The sequence below is a fragment of the Nocardia sp. NPDC019323 genome (genome assembly GCF_044389845.1).
GTDB lineage: Bacteria > Actinomycetota > Actinomycetes > Mycobacteriales > Mycobacteriaceae > Nocardia > Nocardia implantans.
The window spans coordinates 110,680-128,565 of sequence record NZ_JBIRYN010000014.1 but is presented as its reverse complement, the minus strand read 5'-3'; the positions used below and the strand labels follow the sequence as shown (position 1 = coordinate 128,565).

At 68.7% G+C, this 17,886-nt stretch carries 18 protein-coding genes; 11 read left to right on the top strand and 7 right to left on the bottom strand.

Annotated elements, in window-relative coordinates; all coding sequences use genetic code 11:
• The 4 genes from ACH49X_RS32365 to ACH49X_RS32350 all read right to left on the bottom strand — a co-directional run.
• On the bottom strand, positions 1-1,575 hold a 1,575-nt coding region (locus ACH49X_RS32365), incomplete at its 3' end, for an amino acid adenylation domain-containing protein (RefSeq protein ID WP_357208715.1).
• Positions 1,576-2,086: 511 nt separating this feature from the next.
• Positions 2,087-2,221, bottom strand: coding sequence for a hypothetical protein (locus ACH49X_RS32360; RefSeq protein ID WP_323124644.1), 135 nt, complete (start codon positions 2,219-2,221; stop codon positions 2,087-2,089).
• Between the two features lie 98 nt (positions 2,222-2,319).
• Positions 2,320-3,054: a cache domain-containing protein gene (locus tag ACH49X_RS32355; RefSeq protein WP_357208713.1), complete on the bottom strand. Its 735-nt coding sequence runs from the start codon at positions 3,052-3,054 to the stop codon at positions 2,320-2,322.
• 3 nt (positions 3,055-3,057) lie between these two features.
• Positions 3,058-3,780 (bottom strand): GntR family transcriptional regulator, encoded by a 723-nt coding sequence (locus ACH49X_RS32350; RefSeq protein ID WP_357208711.1) that lies wholly within the window; start codon positions 3,778-3,780, stop codon positions 3,058-3,060.
• A 381-nt stretch (positions 3,781-4,161) separates the two neighbouring features.
• Here ACH49X_RS32350 and ACH49X_RS32345 point away from each other — a divergent pair, with 381 nt between their 5' ends.
• On the top strand, positions 4,162-4,425 hold the full coding sequence (locus ACH49X_RS32345) for a hypothetical protein (protein WP_195082979.1): 264 nt from the start codon (positions 4,162-4,164) through the stop codon (positions 4,423-4,425).
• A 147-nt stretch (positions 4,426-4,572) separates the two neighbouring features.
• Here ACH49X_RS32345 and ACH49X_RS32340 read toward each other — a convergent pair whose 3' ends face one another.
• Entirely contained in the window at positions 4,573-6,174 is a 1,602-nt protein-coding gene (locus ACH49X_RS32340) for an aldehyde dehydrogenase (NADP(+)) (RefSeq protein WP_357208709.1), read from the bottom strand.
• Positions 6,174-7,088 (bottom strand): 5-dehydro-4-deoxyglucarate dehydratase, encoded by a 915-nt coding sequence (kdgD, locus tag ACH49X_RS32335; RefSeq protein ID WP_195082981.1) that lies wholly within the window; start codon positions 7,086-7,088, stop codon positions 6,174-6,176. Before kdgD ends, ACH49X_RS32340 begins: the two co-directional genes overlap by 1 nt.
• Before the next feature lie 102 nt (positions 7,089-7,190).
• Between kdgD and ACH49X_RS32330 the strand changes: the two genes are divergently transcribed.
• The 10 genes from ACH49X_RS32330 to ACH49X_RS32285 all read left to right on the top strand — a co-directional run bounded on the left by ACH49X_RS32330 (position 7,191) and on the right by ACH49X_RS32285 (position 17,119).
• Positions 7,191-8,114 (top strand): LysR substrate-binding domain-containing protein, encoded by a 924-nt coding sequence (locus ACH49X_RS32330; RefSeq protein WP_357208708.1) that lies wholly within the window; start codon positions 7,191-7,193, stop codon positions 8,112-8,114.
• A gap of 125 nt (positions 8,115-8,239) precedes the next feature.
• Positions 8,240-9,646, top strand: a complete 1,407-nt coding sequence (locus tag ACH49X_RS32325) for an MFS transporter (protein WP_195082983.1) — start codon at positions 8,240-8,242, stop codon at positions 9,644-9,646.
• Positions 9,643-10,989: a glucarate dehydratase gene (gene gudD, locus ACH49X_RS32320; protein WP_195082984.1), complete on the top strand. Its 1,347-nt coding sequence runs from the start codon at positions 9,643-9,645 to the stop codon at positions 10,987-10,989. The genes ACH49X_RS32325 and gudD overlap by 4 nt, the downstream gene beginning before the upstream one ends.
• A gap of 153 nt (positions 10,990-11,142) precedes the next feature.
• A complete protein-coding gene (locus tag ACH49X_RS32315) occupies positions 11,143-11,706 on the top strand; it encodes a hypothetical protein (protein ID WP_195082985.1) in 564 nt (187 codons plus the stop codon).
• A complete protein-coding gene (locus ACH49X_RS32310) occupies positions 11,703-12,341 on the top strand; it encodes a hypothetical protein (RefSeq protein ID WP_195082986.1) in 639 nt (212 codons plus the stop codon). The genes ACH49X_RS32315 and ACH49X_RS32310 overlap by 4 nt, the downstream gene beginning before the upstream one ends.
• Before the next feature lie 16 nt (positions 12,342-12,357).
• The gene (locus ACH49X_RS32305) at positions 12,358-13,233 is read left to right on the top strand and encodes a lysophospholipid acyltransferase family protein (protein WP_195082987.1); all 876 of its coding nucleotides are present in this window, start codon (positions 12,358-12,360) and stop codon (positions 13,231-13,233) included.
• A gap of 76 nt (positions 13,234-13,309) precedes the next feature.
• The gene (locus ACH49X_RS32300) at positions 13,310-15,184 is read left to right on the top strand and encodes a hypothetical protein (protein WP_397071716.1); all 1,875 of its coding nucleotides are present in this window, start codon (positions 13,310-13,312) and stop codon (positions 15,182-15,184) included.
• A complete protein-coding gene (locus ACH49X_RS32295) occupies positions 15,181-15,369 on the top strand; it encodes a hypothetical protein (protein WP_195082988.1) in 189 nt (62 codons plus the stop codon). Before ACH49X_RS32300 ends, ACH49X_RS32295 begins: the two co-directional genes overlap by 4 nt.
• Positions 15,369-15,755 carry a hypothetical protein gene (locus ACH49X_RS32290; protein WP_195082989.1) on the top strand — a complete coding sequence of 129 codons (387 nt, stop codon included), beginning with the start codon at positions 15,369-15,371 and terminating at the stop codon, positions 15,753-15,755. The genes ACH49X_RS32295 and ACH49X_RS32290 overlap by 1 nt, the downstream gene beginning before the upstream one ends.
• A complete protein-coding gene (locus tag ACH49X_RS32285; RefSeq protein WP_357208706.1) occupies positions 15,752-17,119 on the top strand; it encodes a hypothetical protein in 1,368 nt (455 codons plus the stop codon). The genes ACH49X_RS32290 and ACH49X_RS32285 overlap by 4 nt, the downstream gene beginning before the upstream one ends.
• Positions 17,120-17,128: 9 nt before the next feature.
• Here ACH49X_RS32285 and ACH49X_RS32280 read toward each other — a convergent pair whose 3' ends face one another.
• On the bottom strand, positions 17,129-17,566 hold the full coding sequence (locus ACH49X_RS32280) for a hypothetical protein (protein ID WP_357208705.1): 438 nt from the start codon (positions 17,564-17,566) through the stop codon (positions 17,129-17,131).
• Between the last annotated feature and the right edge of the window lie 320 nt (positions 17,567-17,886).

The window sequence follows — 17,886 nt, the reverse complement described above, 5'->3', positions numbered from 1 at the left end:
CGCCGCCCGATCCAACTTCCCCACCGGCGTCAACGGAATCTCATCCAACACCATGATCGACGCCGGAATCATGTACGCGGGCAACGACTCGGCGATGAAGTCGAACAGCGCCGCGGTGTCGAATTCGGCCCCGACGCCCACCGCGTGCGCCTCCGGCAGCACATAGGACACCAACATGGTCGTGCCGTTCTGCTGCCGCTTGCCCAACGTCACCGCGAACTCCACATCGGGGTGGCGGCTGAGCGCGTCATCGATCTCGCCCAGTTCGACGCGGAAGCCGCGCACCTTCACCTGGAAGTCGGAACGTCCGAGGACCTCGATGCCGCCCCCGGCCAGCCTGCGGGCCAGGTCGCCGGTGCGGTACATGCGTGACCCGGGATTGCCCGCTTCGCCGCCGAAAGGGTTGGCCACGAAGCGCGCCGCGGTGAGCCCTCGCCGGTTCAGATAGCCTTCCGCCAGCGCGGGACCGGACAGATACAGCTCACCGACCACTCCGGCCGGGGCCGGGCGCAACCGGGAATCCAGCACGAACAGGCCGAATCCCGGTATCGCGTTGCCGATGGTGATCGTCTCGCCCGGCACGAGCGGCGCACTGCTGGTCGCGATGACCGTGGCCTCGGTGGGGCCGTAACCGTTGATCATCGCGCGGCCGTTCCCGCTCCACCGGCTGACCAGGTGCGGGCCGAACCGGTCCCCGATGACCATCACGACGCGCAGATCGTCCAGGCCGGCCGGGTCGACCGATTCCAGCGCTCCCGGTGTGATCAGCATGTGCGTGACGCGTTCGCGGCGCAGCAGATCGGCGAGTTCGAACCCGCCGAACACCGTCGGCGGCGCGATCACCAGGGTGGACCCGGTGGCGAAAGCCAGCAGCAGTTCCAGCACCGAGACATCGAAGTTCGGCGAGCAGATGTGCATCACCCGCGAGCCTTCGGTGACGTCGTAGCGCTCGCGTTCGGACGCCACCATCGCGCCCAATCCGGAGTGGGTGACCACGACACCCTTCGGCTTGCCGGTCGAACCCGAGGTGAAGATGACGTAGGCGGGATGCTGCTCGGTGAGCGGCCGCACCCGATCGGCATACGAAACCGGGTGCGCGGGCCGCTGCGCGATCCGCTCCTGGTCGCGTGGGTCGTCGAGGTCGATCCACGGGATGGACGTGCCGAGCGCTTCACGGTACGCGGAGGTGGTCAGGCCGAGCGCGGCTCCGGAATCGGACACCATGTAGGCGATCCGCTCGGGCGGGTAGGTGGGATCGATCGGCACGTAGGCGGCGCCCGTCTTGGCGATCGCCCACACCGACAACACCGACTCGATGGAGCGCCGGATACCGATGGCCACCACGTCACCGGGGCCGAGGCCACGGTCGATCAACTCCCGTGCCAGCCGAGACGAAGCTTCGTCGAGCTCTCGATAGGTCAGCTGGGCGTCATCGGCGGGGTCACCTGTCGGACTGAACCGGATCGCCACGGTGTCGGCGGCGGACTCCACCGCGGCCGTGAGCAGTTGCCCGAAGAGTAGACCGCCGGAACGGCGACGGCGGTTTCCACGCGCAGAACGGCGGTCCATCTTCATTTTCCGTGCTCTCCTTCAAGTGGTGCCGGCACTCGCGGCCGTACACCAACGATCCAACCCACAACCTCGCTACTTGCTCGCAATGGTGTCGCAGACAGCCTGCGGGCACGCTCGCGAGCAGCCCCGGACCGTCTGGTCCCGTCGGGACAGTACACAGCCGGTAACCCGCTTACGGCACGGCATACTGCGGCGCCGGCGAATTATGCTGTGTCTCACACCTTTCACTGATCAAGTGTGCCAACGCGGCGCGACTCAGACGATGATTCCGGTCGACCCGCTCGACTGGCTCCCCGAACTCCATCGCGAGGATTTCTTCCCCCACTTCTGAGATGGCAAGCCGATCAGGCTATCTCACGCCCCCCGGTGCCGTAGTCGCGGGACCTCGCTCGTGCTCCGACCTCGATGATCCTTCGGATTCGCGTCCGCGGCATCAGGGGAGTGCGCAGGCGGGGCCGCCGCCGGAACCGTCGATTTACCCGGCGCGCAACATCCGCAGCAGCAGGCACAGCGGTCACGTTGCCGATCCGGACGCGACCGACCCCGTTTCCGCGAGGGACGCCTCCGGCTGGATCGGCGCGGCGTGTGCGGTCGCCAGTGGTGCCAGGAGTGTGGCCGTCGCGAGGGTGCCCGCGGTGATCGCCTTCATGGGGACGAGTATTCGGCGAACTCCTCCGTCCCGCACGACCCTATTCATCGGGGCGCGGCGCACGCCATCGGGCCCGTGTCAGCGGCTGCCCGTCGGCATCAGTGCGAACCCAGCGGCTGCAACGACCACGATGTCGCCTCGATCGGCACCGCCGCGGCGGATCGCGCCACGCGGCCGGTCTTGGATCCGGTGAGGAATTCGGGATCGGTTCCCATGATGACGCGGCCTTCGCTGTTGACCAGCACCACTCGCCGACCGAATGCCCGGAATCGGGGCAGCAGGACTTCCTCGATCGAAGCGACCGGCACATCGGCGCCGGCGATTCCGAGGAAAGCGCCGGAATCGATCGTCACCGGTATCGCGAAGGTGCAGACATATTGATCGGTACACGCGTAATCGAGGCACGGGCCGTGTACCCAGCGCCGACCCTGGTCGCGCGGAATCGCGAACCATTCCATGGTCGTGTAGTCGTAGAAGTATTCACTGTGGGGATTCAGTTCCAGCACAAGGCGTTGCGGTCCGGTCGCGGTGCCGAGAAACCACCATTCCAAGTATCGGGGGCGATCCGCCAGAACGCCGTCAGCCATCACCACGCCCGCGCTTTCGAGCAATTCTCCGCGGCGCTCCAGTTCGCCGACAATGGTGTCGCGCAGCGGTGCGAGATCCGTCGACCGCGGCGGGCGCTGCGCCTTCGCGGTGTAGCTTCCCCATAGCGTCGTCAGCGCGTCTCCGATGACGCCCAGCGATCGGTAGATCTCCTCGGCCAATTCCGTGACGGCGTGAACGAGCGATTCGACGGTCACCGGGGCGCGAGAACTATCGGTATCCCTCATCGATCAACTGAGCTCCAAGCGTAAGGCGACGAGGCGGCGGATGCGTGATTCGGTTTGTGATTCTGCCAGTTCTCTGGCCCGGATGTCGTCTTCTCTTTCGATCGCGTCCACCAGGTCGCGATGAGCGGTGGCTTCGGCCGCCGGATCGAGTTTCAGCCGGGGCAACCAGAGCAAGGCGGAGAGTTCCGTCTGCAGCGCCACTTGGGCGCGGGTCAGACGGGTGGATTGCGCACACACCGCCATCTCGATATGGAAGCGGCTGTCGGCCCTGCGCGCCGAAATGGGCTCGCTGCTGACCTGTAGCCGGTCGGCCAGGGAACGCAGCCGTGCGATATCGGCCCGCAACCCACGGCGGGCGGCGAACACCGCGGCGGCTCCGGTGACGGCGAAGTGTTCGTCCCCGAGATCGCGCAATTCTTGAACGCTCATTTTCCGCAGACGCGTCAACGCGGTGCCCTCGAGGATTTCCGCCGCGCCGCGGATGAAGCTGCCGCCGCCGCGTCCGCGCTTGGTCTGCACAATGCCCTGCTGCCGGAGTACGGCCAGCGCCTCCCGTAGCGTCATCGTGGAGACGCCCAATTGGTTGGCCAGGTCGGTCTCACTGGGCAACTGCTGGCCGTCGACCATCAGGCCCAGACTGATGGCGGCGCAGAGTCGCTGCACCACGGCCTCGGTCTTCGGGCCGCCACCCTCGAGGGGGGCCAGCACGGCGCCGAGCGCGGTCAATCCGGCGCTCTCCTGCTTGGACAACGCGACTCCTCGCGTGGAATGTAACTCGATCCTAGCCAACGAACACTTGAACTATGAACTCTCGAGTTAGAGGTCAGTATCGCTGATCCGCGCTCTCCCGGTCGCGGCAGGATTGCCCCCTTATGCTCGGCTAACTTAACGCAATCCTTACCTGGCACCCGTTGAACTATGAAATCTAATGTCTTATGTTCAAACCCGTGCAACTGTCTTTCCTGGCACCGGGACGCGGCGGCGTCACGAACAGCCCTAGCGTGCACCGACGGTCACCCCGTCGCGGCCGTGCCGACGCGTCGCGGCGGGGGCTGCGAACGGTGGGCGACGGTCGGCACGACTACAGGCAAACGGTGCGGAGCCACGGTGTCCGCGATGGATGACGTGCGCCATACCGAAGTCGACGGTGTTCGCGTGACCTGGCGTTTCGTACAGCATCACCTGATCGCGATCGTGGCCGTCCACAACGCCTCCGACGCTTCGCCCGTGGTCTCGTTCGGCCCGGGCAGCTATCCCGACCTCGCACAGGCGCGTGAGCTTCTTCCGGAACTGGCGCGGCTGTGGGACGCGGTGCGCCGCGAATTCTGGGCGAAACTCATCCCGCCGTTCGGGCAGACAGCTTGGGCGTGACCTGGCTCCCGCCACGTCGGCGCGCGCATCGCCTGGACCTGCGCCCCGCCACCCGTGGCCGCTCGGACCGGTCGAGCCGGTGCTTGCGGCTGCGCGCCCGGCTTAGAGACCGGGCGCGCAGCGTCGTACCCGCGCGGGAACCGGATCTCAGTCCCGCGTGATGGCCCCGTCCACGCGCCGCCAGATGCCGAGCGGGTTGTCCGCGCGGATCTCGTCGGCGAGCAGGTCGTCGGGGACGTTCTGGTAGGCGACCGGGCGCAGGAAGCGCTCGATGGCGCGGCTGCCGACAGAGGTGGTCGATGGCGCGCTGGTCGCGGGGAACGGGCCGCCGTGAACCACCGCGTGGCCGACCTCCACCCCGGTGGGCCAGCCGTCGAACAGCACCCGGCCCGCGATCAGTTCGAGCCTGCCGAGCAGGGTCACGGCGAGCTCGCGATCCGAGGGCGCGGCGTGCACCGTGGCGGTGAGCTGGCCCTCGAGCTCGTCCACCAGGGCGGCGAACTGCTCATCGCCGGTCACCCGGACGATGATCGAGGCGGGCCCGAACACCTCTTCCTGCAGTTCGCGGTCGGCGCGGAAGCGCTCACCGGTGGTCACGAACAACTGCGGCACGCCGGTGCACACCGCCTCGGCGCCGGCGCCCTTCGCGACGGTTCGCACGGCGTCGGTGGCGGCCAAGCGGCGTACGCCCGCGTCGAACGCGGAGGCGATGCCCGCGTTCAGCATCGGCGCGCCGGACGCGGCGGCGACCGCGGCGCTCGCCGCCGCGACGAAATCGTCCGCTCCGGGACCGTCGGCCAGGAAGACCAAGCCGGGGCTCGTGCACAGCTGCCCGACGCCGGTGGTCAGGGAGGCGACGAATTCGGCGCCGAGCCGCGCTCCGTGCTCGGCCAGGGCGCCCGGCAGCACGAACACCGGATTCACGCTGGACATCTCCGCGAACACGGGGATGGGTACCGGCCGCGCCGCGGCCGCCGCGACGAGCGCGAGCCCCGCCCGTCGCGACCCGGTGAAGCCGACCGCCCGGATGCGTGGGTCGCGCACCAGCGCCAAGCCGGTCTCCACGCCGCCGTGGACCAGCGAGAAGGTGCCCTCGGGCAGGTCGTGCTCCCGTACGGCCGCACGCACCGCGCGGCCCACCAACTCGGAGGTGCCCGGATGGGCAGGATGGGCCTTCACCACCACCGGCGCGCCCGCCGCCAGCGCGGAGGCGGTGTCGCCGCCGGCCACCGAGAAAGCCAGGGGGAAGTTGCTCGCCGCGAACACCGCGACCGGGCCGAGCGGGATGCGGCGCTGGCGCAGGTCGGGTTTGGGCAGCGGGCTGCGCGCCGGGTCGGGCCGGTCCAGCCGGGCGCCGGTCCAGCTGCCCTCCCGCACCACCTCGGCGAAGAGCCGGAGCTGGCCGGTGGTGCGGCCGATCTCGGAACGCACGCGGGACTCGGGGAGTCCGGTCTCGGCGATCACCCGGTGGACCAGGGCATCGCCGAGCGCCTCGATTTCGCGCGCGATGGTGTCCAGGAACGCCGCGCGCGCGTCGAAGCCGGTATGCCGGTAGCGCTCGAAGGCGGCCGCGGCCAGTTCGGCGGCGCGGGCGACCGTCGCGGCGTCGGCTTCGCCGTACACCGGGTCGAGGTCGGCGCCGGTCGCCGGATCCGTCGCCCGGAACGCTCCGGCTGCGCCGTGGACGTCCACGGCGCCCACCAAGTTGGCGCCGGTCAGAAGTGCGGCATCGGTGTGTGCGGTGGTCATCAGCTCACTTTCTTCACAAGGTCGGCCAGCTCGGCGAGTTCGACTTCGTCGAGGTCGGTCAGCGGGCTGCGGACCGGGCCGGCCGGGCGTCCGATCACTTTCATGCCCGCCTTGATGATGCTCACCGCGTAGCCCGGCTTCCGGTTGCGCAGGTCGCAGTAGGGAATCACGAAGTCGTTCAACGCGGTGCGCACGAACTCGGTGTCGCCCGCCCGCAGAGCCCGGTAGAAGGCCAGCGCGAATTCCGGGACGAAGTTGTAGATCGCCGAGGAGTAAGTGGTGACGCCGAGGGCCAGGTACGGCAGCGCGAACATCTCCGCGGTCGGCAGGCCGCCCACGTAGGTGAGCCGGTCGCCCAGAGCGGCGTAGATGCGGGTCATCTGCTCGATGTTCCCGATGCCGTCCTTGAATCCGACCAGGTTCGGGCACCGGTCGGCGAGTTCGGCGACGGCGGTCTCGGTGTAGGCGGCGTTGGCCCGCGAATAGATGATCACGCCCAGCTCGGTGGCCGCGCACACCTGCCGGACGTGCGCGACCAGTCCCTCCTGGCTGGCCTCGGTGAGGTAGGGCGGCAGCAGCAGGATCCCGTGCGCGCCCGCGCGTTCGGCCGCGCGTGCCATCTCCACGGCGGTGGCGGTGCCGTATCCGGCCGGTGCGATCACCGGCAGCCCCTCGGGCGCCTCGGCCACCGCGGCGGTGACCACCTGCTCCACCTCGGCAGGGGTCAGCGAGAAGAATTCGCCGGTGCCGCCCGCGGCGAAGAGGCCGGAGGCGTCGTAACCGCCGAGCCAGGCGATGTTCTCCCGGTAGGCGGCCTCGTCGAAGGAGCCGTCGGCGCGCAGATGGGTGACCGGGAAGGACAGCAGCCCGGAGCCGAGCTTGCGGGCGATGTCCTGCGGTGCGGCAGTGGTCATGGGGCTCTCCTGTTCGATGGGCCGTGTGAGCCCACCCTAGGAACGACTTATGATTCACGTCCAACACTGTTTGCATATCTTTCAATACAAGGTCGGTATCGAATGTTCACCTTCGTGCAGCTCACCCACTTCGTGGCCGTCGCCGAGGAACTGCACTTCGGACGCGCCGCCGAACGCCTCCGGATGACCCAGCCGCCGCTGAGCAGGCAGATCCAGCTGCTCGAGAAGGAAGTGGGCGCCGAACTGTTCGACCGTGCCAATCGCACCGTGCGGCTCACCCGGGCCGGTCAGGCGTTCCTGGTGGATGCCCGCCGCCTGTTGCAACAGGCCGAGCGCGCGACTTTGGCGGTGCGCCGGGTCTCGGCGGGCACCGGCGGCGTGCTGCGTGTGGGTTTCACCGGGGCCAGCGTGCACTCCGGCCTGCCCTTGGTGCTGGCGACCGCCCGTTCGCTACTGCCGGACGTCGACGTGGAACTGCGCGAACTGGTGACTATGGACCAAGTGGAGGCGCTCTCGGACGGATCGCTGGATCTGGGCATGGTGCGCCCGCCGATCACCCGGCCCGATCTGACCGCCCGTACGTTCGTGCGGGAGGGCCTGATCGCCGCGTTGCCCGGCGGGCATCCGCTGGCGGCGTCGTCCGAGCCGCTGCCGGTCTCGGCGTTGCACGGCGCCGACATGGTCATGCATGCGCCGGTCGAGGCGCGCTACTTCCACGAATTGGTGACCAGCGTGCTGCACGCCGCGGCGGTGGTGCCGGTGGTGACCCAGTACATGACCCAGGTGCACAGCATCCTCGCTTTGGTCAACCTGGGGTGGGGCGTGGCGCTGGTGCCCGAATCGGCGGCGGGAATGCGATTCGACAACGTGCGGTACCGGCCGCTGGCCGAAGCCGGGAAGGCGGTCGAACTCGATCTCGTCTGGCGGCAGGACAACGAGAACCCGGCCCTGACCCGCTTGCTCCACGGGCTGGAGCAGCAGGCCGAACCGTCGTCCGATACCTTTCCTGTATCGATTCATCCGTAAATAGTGTTGGACGGGAATCGTGCCTGCTCTCTAAGTTCGGTGCTGTGAGGCGAGTCACTCGCCCCGATGATCTCTTCCCACAGCACCGCGCAGCGCGGTGGTGGTTCGACCGAAAGGAGTGGACGATGTCGTTCACTCGGCAGCCGACGGCAGAACTGGATGCGGCCGTATCGAAGTTCTTTCGACGCGTCGTTCCGCTGTTCATCGTCATGTTGATCTGCAATCAAATCAACCGAGCCAATATCGGTTACGCCCGCGAATACCTCGAAGCGGACGTCGGCATCGGCGCCGCCGCGTACGGGTTCGGCGCGGGCGTGTTCTTCATCGCCTACGCGCTGTTCGAATTGCCGAGCAACGTGATGATGGAAAAGTTCGGCGCCAGGATCTGGCTCACCAGGATCATGGTCAGCTGGGGGTTGATCTCCGCGGCGATGATGTTCGTGCAGAACGCGACGATGTTCTACGTCCTGCGGTTCCTGCTCGGCGCCGCCGAGGCGGGATTCTTCCCCGCCGTGATCTTCTACCTGGCCAAATGGTTGCCCAACAGCCACCGCGGACGCGCCACCGCGCTGTTCGTCGCCGGATCGTCGATCGCGGCCGCGATCTCGGGGCCGCTGTCCGGACCGCTGCTCTCGCTCGACGGCGGCGGAGGGCTGCACGGCTGGCAATGGATGTTCGGCATCGAGGGAATGGTCTCGGTGATCGTCGGCTGTATCGCCTTCTTCTTCCTCGATTCCCGGATCGAGGACGCGAAATGGCTGACGGCGGGGGAACGAAAAGCATTGAACGAGACCATCGCCGCGGAGGAAGCCGACAAGGCCGTGCGTTCGGGCGTCGCGCACAAAGCGTCACGCTGGCGCATGCTCGCCGATCCGAAACTGCTGCTGTTCTGCTGGATCTATTTCGCCATCCAGCTTTCCATCTACGCCAATACGTTCTGGCTGCCCTCGATCATCCGCCGTATCGACGGCGTGAACGACATCACCGTCGGTCTGCTGGCCTCGCTGCCGTGGATCTGCGCCGTGGTGGCTATGTACGTCTCGGCCCGGATCGGTGACCGCACCGGCAACCGGCGGCCGCTGCTGATCATCGCGCTGCTCACCGCGGCGGCCGGCACCTACCTGGCCGCGATCACCTCGCCGTGGCTCGCCCTGGTGTTCCTGTGCATCGCCGCCATGGGCTTCAAGAGCGCAAGCCCACTGTTCTGGTCCATCCCGCAGTCGGGGCTGCACCCGTTGGTGCTGGCGCCCGCCATCGCCATCATCAACTCCATCGGCAACCTCGGCGGCTTCGTCGCACCGTACGGCTTCGGCCTGGTGAAATCGGCCACCGGCGAGGTGACCTGGGGTCTGTACGCGCTGGCCGCGGCGTCGGTGCTCGCCGCCGCATCGGTGCTGCTGGTGCGGCGTCACGCGGGATCCGGAACCGTCGACACCGATTCGCGTGCCGCCGCCGCCGAACCTTCCGTCGATCGCGCACCGGTCGGCTCCCCGAACACTCTTGCCGTCACCACCTCGGAGAATCGGTCATGACATCCTCGTCCCGCACTCCTCGCATCACCGGCATGCGCGTCGTCCCGATCGCGGGCCACGACAGCATGCTGCTCAACCTGAGCGGCGCGCACGCTCCCTACTTCACCCGGAACCTGGTGATCCTCACCGATTCCGAGGGCCGGACGGGGGTGGGGGAGGTGCCCGGCGGCGAACGCATCCGCACCACCCTCACCGACGCCGTCGACCTGGTGCTCGGCCGCTCGATCGGCGAGTACCACGCCGTGCTCGGCGACATCCGAAGCACCTTCGCCGCCCGCGACGCGGGTGGGCGCGGCAACCAGACGTTCGATCTGCGGGTCACCGTGCACGCGGTCACCGCCGTGGAATCCGCGCTGCTGGATCTGCTCGGCCAGCATCTGGACGTGCCGGTGGCCGCGCTGCTGGGCGACGGAGTGCAGCGCACCGAGGTACCGGTGCTCGGCTACCTGTTCTTCGTCGGCGATCGCACCCGCACCGACCTGCCGTACCGATCCGCCGCCGACGAGCCCGCCGACGCCGACACCTGGCAGCGGCTGCGGCACGAGGCGGCGCTCACGCCGGACGCGGTGGTGGCGCTGGCCCGCGCCGCCCGCGAGCGTTACGGCTTCCGCGATTTCAAACTCAAGGGAGGCGTGCTGGCCGGGCGGGAAGAGGCGGCCGCGGTGCGCGCGCTCGCCGAGGAGTTCCCGGACGCCCGCATCACGCTGGACCCCAACGGCGGGTGGTTGCTGAGCGAAGCGGTGCAGCTGTGCCGTGAGCTCACCGGCGTTCTCGCCTACGCCGAAGATCCGGTCGGCCCGGAGGGCTCCTACTCCGGTCGTGAGGTGATGGCCGAGTTCAAGCGGGCCACCGGCCTGCCCACCGCCACCAACATGATCGCCACGGACTGGCGCGAACTCGGCCACACCGTCCGGGCGGGCGCGGTCGACATCCCACTCGCCGACCCGCACTTCTGGACCATGGCGGGCTCGGTGCGGGTGGCGCAGCTGTGCGACGCGTGGGGCCTGACCTGGGGCTCGCACTCCAACAACCATTTCGACGTCTCCCTGGCGATGTTCACCCACGTCGCCGCGGCCGCCCCCGGCGCGATCACCGCCATCGATACCCATTGGATCTGGCAAGACGGTCAGCGCATCACGCGGGAGCCCTACCGCATCACCGACGGCCTGCTGACCGTGCCGTCTCGCCCCGGTCTGGGCGTCGAACTCGACGAGGAACAGGTCGCGGCCGCGAACGAGCTCTACCACCGGGAGGGCTTGGGCGATCGCGACGACGCCGCGATCATGCAGTATCTCGTGCCGGGCTGGCGCTTCGACAGCAAGCGTCCGGCGCTGGTGCGCTGAACCGCCCACGGGCCGGTCGGACATCACGGATGAGGGGGTGTCCGGCCGGCCCGGCTCGTCGGCGATGTCCGTCGAAGCCTCTTGACGAACATACGTTTGGGAGCCCCCTCAGGAGGCATTACCCCAGCGGACAAGCTCGACAAGGAGGTTCGGATGTCGGCTGCAGTTTGGGTAATCATCGTCGTCATCGCCATTGTCGTCATCGCGGCCGCTGTCGCGCTCCTGGTCCGGCCGATGCTGCGCAGACAGCGACTACGCCGCAGATTCGGCCCGGAATACGACCGCACGGTGCAGGAGCACGAGGACCGCAAGACCGCGGAGCGCGAACTCGCCGAACGCGAGCGCAGGCACGCGCAATTGCGGTTGCGTGAGCTGTCGGACGACGAGAAGCGGGTCTATTCCACTCGCTGGGTAGAGGTGCAGGAGCGATTCATCGACGACCCCGCCGGGGCGTTGAGCGAAGCCGACCGCCTCGTCACCACCATCATGGCCGAGCGCGGCTACCCCACGGAGAACTACGAGCAGCAGTTGGCCGATCTGTCCGTGGAGCACGCCGAGCCGCTGGGCCACTATCGCGCCGCGCACGACATCGCGACCCGGCCCGCCGGGGCGGCGGTGTCCACCGAGGACCGACGCACGGCCATCGTGCACTACCGGGAAGTGTTCCAAGATCTGATCGGCGTGGGCAGCCAGGGCAAGAAGGACGTGAAAGCATGAGCACCGAATCCGAGCGCCGACCCTACGGCGATGGGGCGGAAGGGAATTCGACGGCGGGGGAGAGCCGGGCAGAATCGCGGTACGACGGAACCGGGGCGGCCGACCGTCCGCAGACCGGACCGGTCGTGGACCCCGCTGCGGTAGAGCACGAGTCCGGGCAGGTCGCGGCGTCGGGCGGGATCGATGACGCCGAACGCGCGCAGGCCACCGGTGCGCCCGGATCGGGTACGCCCGCCGCCGCGGCCGCAGGCGCCGAGCCGGTCCGCGCGGATGCCGCGGCGCGACAGCAGACCATCGGCACCGAGTCCGGTGGCGCCGCGGCGGCCGAGCAAGCCGCGCCGACGGCGGAAGCCGCGGAGGCACGGCCCGAGCCGTTGTTCCCGGAAGCCGATCTCGATCGCCTGCGCACCCAGTGGCGAGAAGTGCAGGTCGCCTTCGTCGACGATCCCCGTGCCGCGGTCGATCGCGCGGACGAACTGCTCGGCAACACCATTCACCAGCTGACCGCCACCTACGAGCAGCGCAAGCACGAACTGGACTCGCGGCTCGGCGACACGTCCGACACCGAGGGGCTGCGGCAGGCGCTGCGCGGGTACCGGGCGTTCTTCGACCAGCTGCTCTCGATCGGCGGCTAGCGGAAAGACCTTGCGCATGAATGTCTTCCGATTGGCCGGCGGCACGGTCGACCGGGCGACGGACTGGGTCGCCCGGCAGGTGAAGCAGCGGGTTCCCGCCGCCGACCCCGCCGATCGCGACCCGCAGTTCATCGCGAGCACCGTGGATCTGGGCTGGCGGCTCGTCCGCCTCTACTTCCGCGCCGAGGTACGCGGCCTGGAGCGGATCCCGGAAGAGGGGCCGGTGTTGCTGGTGGGCAACCACTCCGGCGGGAACGTGTCGCCGGAGGTTTTGGTGACCACGCTGGCCTTCGTGCGGCGTTTCGGACCGCACCGGCCCTTCTTCCAGCTCGCCCACGACATGGTGATGGCCTATCCGGTGATCGGCTCGTTGCTGCGCCGCTTCGGGACGGTCAACGCCGACCCCGCCAATGCGGAGCAAGTGCTGCGTGACGGCGCGGCGGTGCTGGTCTATCCCGGTGGCGATTGGGAGGTGCACCGGCCGACCTGGGAGGAGGACCGGATCGACTTCGCCGGTCGCACCGGATTCCTTCGCCTGGCCTGGAACCAGGGCGTTCCGATCGTTCCGGTGGTGAACATCGGGGCGCAGCAGAGTCAGCTGGTGCTCACCCGGGGTGATCGGATCGCGCGCCTGCTACGGCTGGATCGGATGTTGCGGCTGAAGGTGTTCCCGATCTCCATCGCTCTGCCGTGGGGGCTGAACGTCGGTGATCTCGCCGGGCATCTTCCGTTGCCGAGCAAGATCACCGTCGAGTTCCTCGACCCGATCGATCTGCGCGAAGCGATCGGGCCCGAACTCGATCTCGACGCGGCCTACCGGTACGTCACCGGCATCATGCAAGGCGCGCTGACCAGGCTCGACGAGGAGCGCGCCCTGCCCATCGTCGGTTGACCGGAAGCGGCGGTGCGATCGCGCCCGAAGACGGCCACCTTCGTGATACTGTAAGTAACATATATTCGCTCGTGTGATGGAGGTCACCATGCGCGATGTCGCGCATGCAAGGATCGAATGGTTCGCCGCACCCGGTGCCGAGGGCGGCGGAGCGGCGCTGGACCAGGTGGCGATCATGACCGGCGCCGCCGGTCTGGTCGCGGTCGTTCTGCTGTGGGTCGGGTATCTGCACCGAACCCGCCGGATCACCTGGTTGCAGCGCGTCGCCGACCGGATCGGGCGACTGTTCAACCGGCCCGGCTGGGTCGCCCTTCCGCTCGCGATGTTCCTCGCGACCATCCTGACCGCGCTGCTCGGCTTCATCTGGGATGTCAGCTTGCACGTCGGCAACGGCCGCGACAACGGGCCGCTGGCGAACCCGGCGCACTACTTCATCCTGGCGGGACTGTTCTTCCTGTTCACCGCCGGAATGTCGGCGATCGTGCTGCCTTTGGACGAGAAGCCCGGCGCGGCGGCCGTGCGGATCACCCGCACCTGGTACGCGCCCGTCGGCGGCATCCTCATCGCGGGCGCCGGTCTCTACGCCTTGATCGGTTTCCCCCTCGACGACATCTGGCATCGGCTGTTCGGGCAGGACGTCACGCTCTGGGGCCCGACGCATCTGATGCTGATCGGCGGCGCAGGCTTGTCACTGGTCGGAGTGTTGCTGCTCGAATTCGAAGGCAGGCACAGCAAACCGGAGCCCGACCGCGCCGACGGCAGGCTGATGTGGCTGCTGCGTTCCTTCGCCTTCGGCGGCCTGCTCATCGGGCTCTCGGTGTTCCAAGTGGAGTTCGACTTCGGGGTGCAGCAGTTCCGGCTCGTCCTGCAGCCGATGCTGATCGCCGCCGCGGCCGCGATCTCCCTCGTCGCCGCCCGCGCCAGCCTGGGGCCGTTCAGCACACTGGTGGTGGTCGGCTTCGCCGCCTTGGTCCGCGCCGTGGTCGCCGTGCTGGTCGGCGGACCGGTCATCGACGCGCCGCGCAATGTCTTCCCGCTCTATCTCGGCTGCGCGGTGGTGGTGGAACTGCTCGCGCTGCTGCCGCTCATCCGGCGGCCGATCTGGTGGGGCGCGCTGTGCGGCCTCGGCATCGCGACGGTCGGGCTGTGGCTGGAATCCCTGTGGGTCGGGGCGATGTTCGTCAATCCGTGGCCGGACGCCATGTGGCCGGAACTGCTCGCGATGGCCGTGCCCACCGGCGTCGCGGGCGGTGTCGTCGGGGCGCTGCTGGCGATGACGCTGCGCGGCGAGCCGCTGCCGCGCCCGGCGGTGCGGCGCGGGTTGATGGTCGCCGCGGTCGTGATCGTGGCGGCCGCCACCGCCAACGGGTTGCTGGTCGACGTGCCGCCGCAGGCCACCGCCACGGTCGCGCTGCGCGACGCCGGATCGGGCCCGGAAGGCAGGATGGTGCTGGCCGACGTTCGCGTCACGCCCGCCGACCTCGTCGGCTCCGATCCGGAATGGATGCAGATCCTGTCCTGGCAAGGTGGCATCGGCGGTGACAGTCCTGGCCGCGGTCTGGTCGTCGATCACCTGCAACGAGTGGGCGCCGGACACTATGTCTCCACCGAACCCGTCCCGGCCTACGGGTCGTGGAAGACCGTGCTGCGACTGCAGGACGGGCGCGTCCTGACCGCCGCGCCGATCTTCATGGCCGCCGACCCCGGCATCGGCGTGGAAGAGGTTCCCGCGCTCACGTCGTTCACCCGCCCGTTCATCGCCGAGATCACGGTGCTGCAGCGGGAGCGCTCGTTCGACTACCCGTCCTGGCTGTTCGGCGCGGCGTCGCTGGTGGTGCTGGTGTGCAGTCTCATCCTCGTCGGCGCGCTGTCCTGGGGTGCGGCGCGGATCAACGACCGATACCCGCATGCGAGCCGGGCGGCGGTGGCGGAACCGGCGGTGGCGCGATGACCCGAGGCTCGGGCAGCGTGGACGTGCTGGCCGATCACTCGCTCCTGCTCGCGATACCGGCCTTCCTGCCCGCCTTGGCCGTGGTGGCCGTCGTCGTGTTCGTCGCCGTGCGCGACCGCCGCGCCGAGGAACGCGATCGCACGCCAGGGGCGCCGTCCGAGCACGGCGCGGAGAAGGAGCGGTGATGGCCTCCGTGCGGCGCTGGGGCGCGCTCGCACTGCTGTGTGGTCTGCTGGTGACCGGCTGCGCCTCCTCCGAGCCCGCCACCGCCCCGTCGACGAGCGTGCCCGCAGGCGACTCCGACAGCCTCGTCGTCGCCGTCCGGATCGCGGCCGGGGAGGTGAGCCCGGCCGAGGTCCGCTTGGAGACCCGGGTGGGACGACCCATCGAGGTGGTGGTCGACAGCGACGCCGACGACGAATTGCACGTCCACGCCTCGCCGCAGCACACGTTCGCGATCACACCGGGGACCGGTCAGCGTTTCCGCTTCACCGTGGACGTGCCGGGGCGGGTGGAGATCGAACTGCACCACGCCCGGCGGACGGTGGCGACCCTGCTCGTGCGCGGATGACGGTTCTCGCACACGGCATCGGCGGTGCCGCCGATCTGCCGATCCCGTTGTCGTATGCGCTCGTCGGCGCCGCATGGGCCCTCACGTTCTCGTTCGCGGTGCTGGTGCTCGCCTGGCGCGAACCGCGACTGGATCCGCGGTCACCGGGAGTCGCGGTCCCCTCGGTGGTGCGTGCGATCGTAGACGCCAGGATGGTCCGGGTGGCGATCTCGGCAGTGAGCGTGACCGTCACCGTCGTGGTCGTCGTGATCGGCGTTTTCGGAAATTCCGATCCGGCACGCAATCCCGTGCCAGGTGTCGTGTACATCTTCCTCTGGGTCGGTGTGATGGTCGCCTCGCTGGTCGCCGGACCCGTGTGGAAGGTCTTGTCCCCGGCGCGCGCCGTGCACCGGGCGCTCTGCCTGGTGCGGCGCCGTGAACCCGGGCACGGCCCGGTACGGTATCCCGATTCTTGGGGACACTGGCCCGCAGTGCTGGGTCTGTTCTCCTTCGTGTGGATGGAATTGGCCTGCCCGGAACCGGGTTCGGTGGCCGTCGTGACCACCTGGCTGGTGGCATACCTCGTCGTGAACACCACCGGGCTCGTCCTGTGCGGCACCGTGTGGGCCGAGCGTGCCGACCCGCTGGAGGTGTACAGCAGTCTGCTGGGCAGGTTGAGCCCGTTGGGCCGTCGCGCGACCGGCGAACTCGTGCTGCGATCGCCATTGGACGATCTGGCCGGCACGCCGGTCCGCATCGGCGCGGTGGCCGTGGCCGCCACCCTGCTGGGCTCGACCGCGTTCGACAGCTTCTCCGCCTTCCCTTCCTGGCGCGGACTGCTGGCCGACACAGGCGGATCCGAGGTCATGCCGACCGTGCTGAAAACGGCGGGGCTGCTGGGTTTCATCGTGGTCGTCGGCGTCGCGTTCCGGACTGCCGCACAGGCCACCGCAGGCCTGCCCGCAGCCGAGCGGAAATTGCTACCCGCCCGCCTCGCGCACAGCCTGACCCCGATCGTCGCGGGCTATCTCGTGGCGCACTACCTCACGTTCTTGGTCGAGAAGGGCCAGGCGACGGCGCTGTTGTTCGCGGATCCGTTCGGACGGGGATGGAACCTGGCCGGCCTCGCCGACCGCGACGTCGCCTATCTGCTGTCCACCCACCCCGCCGTGCTGGGCACCATCAAGGTGCTGGCCGTGGTGATCGGCCATATCCTCGGCGTCGCCGCCGCGCACGACCGCTGCCTGCAGTTGCTGCCACGAGCCCATCGGGTCACGGGTCAGCTGGCCTTGATGCTCACCATGGTCGGTTTCACCTTCACCGGTCTCTACTTGCTGTTGGAACACCCATTTGGCAGCGAATTCGCCACGAAAGTGGGTTCATAGCGCGTCTCCCTACCGTGTCGGTCTCGCCGGGCTTGCCCCGCCGTCGCTCGACAGCGGATGTCGCGTGCCGATGGGGAGCAGTGGATGGGCCTCGGCGCTCAAGGCGACCAGCGCCTCGACGTCGAGCAAGCTGGCTTTGGTGTAGGTGAAGGTGGTCGGCTGTCGTCGTCGCGGCGACGTGGTGTTCGACGACGTGCGGAGAGTGCCGAGCACGTCGAGGGTGCTGCGCGGTGTAGTGGGCTGGCCGAGGCTGTCGGGGTGGGCGCGGGCGGGTTCGTTGGCGGTGTCGGCGCTGTCGGCCAGATGCAGCCATCCCAGTTCGTCGAGGAACAGCCGCCGCCAGGCGTCGGCCTCGGCGCACTCGGCCAGCATGTGCCGCGGCATCTTCGCCCAGCCGCGGGAAGGGTCGCCGGCGACGGTGGTCTTGACGAACTCGTCGTAGTGCACGACACCGACGACGGTTTCGCGGCGACGTACGGAACAAAGAACTCGACAAGCTGCTCAGCGCGGCCGAGCAGGGGTTTGAGGGACAGTCACCCGAGGTCCGGCGCCGAGGAAAGTTCCGGAGCTCCGTCGAACCGGGGTCCCGGTAGTCGCGCGCCGCTGACAGTTGCGCCCAGATGATCGATTCCGAAAGTGCCACCTCGATGCACCCAGCGCCTGCGTGAACCTGCGTGTCGCATCCACCATCTACGCCCTTCCAACGTGCTTGCCGTGCCGTTGTTCGTCCACGACAAACCAACGAATTCGGTACGTCGGCGCATTCG